A 4,737-nucleotide genomic window follows, 5' to 3' on the forward strand; every position below is an offset into this window, starting at 1 on the left:
ATCCGTTTGTTTTTTGCCCATCAAAAAACACCTCCAAAGATTGTATACCCTTGAACGTGTCTTTTTCTTTTTATGTTGTCTCAGATTTTTAGGTCAGTTCGTTTTGACTGTGCGATTCCTTCTTTTTATTGTGCGTGTTGAGGTAGGCTTCTATCCTAGCCTCTTTTTAGATTAGTTCTTAATGTGCTCTACGTGAGCGACGGATTAACCACCATGCGAACAATACAATAGCCATTCCGACTGCTGCAGTTGTTGCATAGCCTACACCTGTTTGTGGTAATAGACTCTTCGTTCCTGCAGTCGTTGTTGGAGTAGCTGATGCTTGTGGCGGATTTGTATACGTGGTTGTCGCCTTCACAGTTGGTGCTGACGCGTTATTTGGCGTATTCGTGCCCGTCGATGTGCTTGGTGTTGTTGGTGTCACTGGTGTTGTTGGTGTCACTGGTGTTGTTGGTTTCGTTGGTTTTCCTGGTGTACCTGGGTTTGATGGTTCTTCTGGTTCCTCAGTTGGTGCTTCGTATGCTTTCCAGTTAATAAATGAAATCAACACTGGGTATGTGACATCTTCTGTAATCGTGAAGGTCATTGGTGTTTTATTCAATTTATAACCTTTTAATGTTTTTGTTTCAACAAATGCATACGTACCAGGTTTTAAATTACTAACCGTAATACGACCGTTGCTATCTGTTACTAAATTTTGCTGTAGCATCGTGCCGTCACTACGTTTTAGATTAAATACAACACCTACAAGTGTTTTACCTGTTTTACCGTCAACTTTTGTCAACATAACCGTACCTGCTAACATTTTATTCGTTTTCGTCACATAATTTAGTTGGTTTGATCCTTTAGCAACTGTTACTTTTGTTGGTGTTGCATCCAGTTTGTAGCCTGCTGGTGCTTTTGTTTCGATAAAGTAATAATCGCCCGGCTCTAAATCATTGACAACAATTTGACCTGCTGCGTTTGTAACAAGGTTTGTTTTTACAACATTCCCACCGCTATCTTGTAGCTTGAATGTTGCACCTGCTAATACAACATTTGAATCTTCATCTACTTTTGTTAGAACAACACTACCTCGTTCTAAGTCATTTGTTTTCGTTACCTGAACTGCAGCTGTTTGGTCTGCTGTGATTGTAAATGCAACTGGTGTCGTATCTAGTTTATAGCCTGCTGGTGCTTTTGTTTCGATAAAGCTATAAGCACCTGGCGCTAATTGATCGACCATAATTTGACCTGTTGCATTTGTTGTTAAGCCTTCTTTTACCGTTTTACCTGTCGCATCTACTACTTTGAATGTCGCACCCATTAATACATGGCCTGATTTTTTATCTGTTTTCGTCAGTACGACACTACCCGTATCTAGTTTGTTTGTTTTTGATACATAAACCGTATCCCCTGTTTTCACAGTGAAGGTTACAGGATCTGTATTCAGTTTATAGCCTGCTGGTGCGACTGTCTCAATGAAGCTGTAAGTGCCTGCATCAAGATCTTTCACGATAATTTGTCCTGTCGCGTCGGTTGTCAGACCCGACTGTACCACTACATTTTGTGCATTGCGTAACTCAAAGATTGCTCCTTGTAATCCCTCTTTCGTATCGACATCTGTCTTCATCAACACAACATTACCTTTTAAGATTGGTGGTACGACAACCGTTTTTGTGTTTGCAAATTCTCGGTGGAATGATAGTTGATCTTTTGTTAATGTGAAATTCACAATTTCACTATTTAAATTGTAACCTGTTGGTTGTACAGTTTCTTTGAAGTAGTAGCTTCCGAGTGGTAAATCATTTGCTTTCACTAAACCTGTAGCATCAGAAGTGTATGTGCCGTATAATGCACCATCTTTATACAATTCAAATGTGGCATTCGCAAGTGGCTCCTTCGTATCGCTATCTACTTTCATTAAAGTTGCAGAGCCAAGTACTGGTGGTGTTACTTCTTTTTCGTTGAGTACTTCACGCTCAAATGTCATATCTTTTTTACTTAATGTGAAATGAATCGGTTTGTCATTTAGCACATAGCCTGCTGGTGCCGTTACTTCTTTAAAGTAGTAGTGACCGAATGCTAAGTCACTTACTTTAACAACGCCGTCTGTTGTTGTTGTCATCGGGTCGCCGTATGGCTCGCCATCTTTATAAAGTTGGAAGACCGCGCCTGCTAATGGTTGCTTATTTTCGCCTACCTTAACTAATGTCGCGCTGCCTGTTTCAACTGGCAACAATTTATTTACCGCATAAACTTTAGAATGGCCACCATGCTTTTTAACTTCAACTGAGTACATTTTTGTTAAATCAGCTTCGTAGCCAGCTGGTGCCTTTGTTTCAACAAAGTAGTAGTTACCTACTTCAAGATTATCAACAATCGCATAGCCGTCTGCTCCAGATGTTACTTCCTTCACAAAGGTTTTATCGCTTGTGAATAAACGGAATACGGCACCTGCAAGCGGCTTGCCATCTTCATCCACTTTCTTAATTGAAGCTTTTCCTTTATGCGGCTCAGGTTTCTCTCTTTCATTTTTAACTGTTTTTGTAAACTCTTTATGCTCTTTTGAAATCGTAAACTTAATTGGTGTTGAATCTAGCTTATAGCCCTCTGGTGCTTTCGTTTCAACAAAATAATAATCACCATAAGCTAATTTCGCTACGCCTGCGACACCATTATTGTCTGTGACAATTGGTTCGCCTACTTTTTCATCACCTTTATACAATTGGAACGTCGCACCTTGTAGTACCTTGCCTTTTTCATCTACTTTTCGAATGGATGCCGAACCATTGTCCTCTTCTACTGTCGATTTGTTATTTTTCACGACAATTTTTTTCGAATGATGGTCGCCACCTTTTGCTTTATCTTCCCCTACTGTAAATGGATAGCTTTGCTCATTTTTGTCATACCCTGCTGGTGGGACAAGCTCTTTAAAGTAATAGCTACCCGCTTCAAGTCCTGTAGCCGTAGCCGTACCGTCCGCACCCGTTGTTACTTTTGTAACTGGCTCGTCGCTACCTGCTTTGTACACCCCAAACACCGCTCCTTCTAATACAAGCTTATGATCTGCACTATCAATTTTTAATAGCGTTGCATCATATAAGGTTGGTGTTGAGATTGGCATATTCGTCATCGTAAATCTTGGGTAATATTTTTCTTCGCCTGTTGAACCTTTTTCATTCGGAAGACTAAATTCAATTTTTTCTGTGTTCTTTTCATAGCCAGGTAGTGGTCCCGTTTCTTCAATATAATAGTTACCCATTGGAAGGTCACCACGATTTATTTGACCCCATTCATTTGTCACGACTGGAATGATGTCTCCCGTATCCTTATTGACGATATTAAATTTAACACCCGCTAGTGTATTTCCTGTGACCGCATCTGTTTTCGTCAAACCAACTGCGCCCACTTTCGGTGTTGTTTTTTCATTTTCCATCGTCACCACACCAGGAGTCACTTCAGTACCTGCTACAACTTTTTGGAAACTTGTATTTGGTTCATAGCCATCTAATGCTTTTGTTTCCTGGAAGTAATATGTTTCTCCAAGTGTCAGACCCGTTACTGTAATGAACCCATTTTGTGTTGTATACACCGTATCCGATACTAGCTTATAGTCTGCATCATATAATTTAAATTGAACACCTGTTAATAGCTTGTCCGTTCCTTTTTCAGTCTTTTGTAGTTTAACAACACCTAGACCATTTTTCTCTAGCTCATTTTTAACGGTTACACTATTTCCATTATGATGCTCACCTTTTTTCGTATCCTTTACGGTTACGGTAAACTTCGTATCTATTTTTTTGTAGCCTGTTGGTGCTTTTGTTTCTTGGAAGTAATATGTTCCTGGCTTCAGGTCGGTCACTTCAATATAACCATCTGCACCTGTTGTTTTTTCTGCGACTTTTTCTCCTGCTTCATTGAATAAAGCAAATGTTGCACCTTCTAACGCTTTACCTGTATCGTTATCAATCTTCTTCAGCGTTACGCTACCTTTTTCATCTGTCGTTTTCTTTTTATTAAAGAAGACAAGTGATACGGCGCATTTATCTTTTCCTTTTACCTTATGCTTATCTGAATCAATCGTTACTGTTTGGGTGCCTGTAATTTTTTCATATCCAGCTGGTGCCGCAACCTCTTCTACAGTATAAGTTGCATCAACTGGTAAATTTTTAATGACAAGAACGCCTTGCTCATTTGTAATTCCTGAGCCAACTACTTCACCCGTTGCTTTATTTGTCACTTTAAATTCTGCCCCTGCTAATAAAGCATTTGAATCTTTGTCTTTCTTCACAATTGTTAATTCGCCAGTTTTTGCAGGTTTTTCTTTTTCGTTATAGAAGACAACATCTTTATTCGAGCCTTTGTCTCCGCTATACGTTGATGCATATGCGCCGCCAATTGTTACAGATTGGCTAGTCGTTAATGCTTTATAGCCTGCTGGCGCTTTTGTCTCTACAATTGTATACGTTCCCGCTGCAAGACCAGCGAATTGAACAACACCATTTGCACCCGTTATTTTTGTTCCCATAACTTGATCACCTAGCTTCAGCGTGAATTCTGCCCCTGCTAGTGGTGTCTTCTTATCAGCTGCATCTTTTTTGTAAATCGTAATACGATGCTTCCCCTCTGGTGGCGTCACTATTTTTTTGTTATGATAGATTGTCAAATTAACTGCACCACTTCACATTCAAATGCATCCTGTGTGGTATTCCAGTTGAGGCACTTTCTTGGTCGATTGTTGATCAATGAAAGTGC

The 4,737-nt window shown here is 39.8% G+C and carries 1 protein-coding gene and 2 pseudogenes; all 3 read right to left on the bottom strand.

Features of this window, described 5'->3' with window-relative positions; genetic code table 11:
* Window positions 1-178 precede the first annotated feature (178 nt).
* Window positions 179-2,473 (bottom strand): SpaA isopeptide-forming pilin-related protein, encoded by a 2,295-nt coding sequence (locus ACFSY7_RS20325; protein WP_449274626.1) that lies wholly within the window; start codon window positions 2,471-2,473, stop codon window positions 179-181.
* 48 nt (window positions 2,474-2,521) lie between these two features.
* Window positions 2,522-2,806, bottom strand: a pseudogene (locus ACFSY7_RS20330) (prealbumin-like fold domain-containing protein); the annotation flags it as partial.
* Between the two features lie 45 nt (window positions 2,807-2,851).
* A pseudogene (locus ACFSY7_RS20335) lies at window positions 2,852-4,621 on the bottom strand (SpaA isopeptide-forming pilin-related protein); the annotation flags it as partial.
* Between the last annotated feature and the right edge of the window lie 116 nt (window positions 4,622-4,737).

It is taken from the genome of Kurthia populi (genome assembly GCF_042686175.1).
GTDB lineage: Bacteria > Bacillota > Bacilli > Bacillales_A > Planococcaceae > Kurthia > Kurthia populi.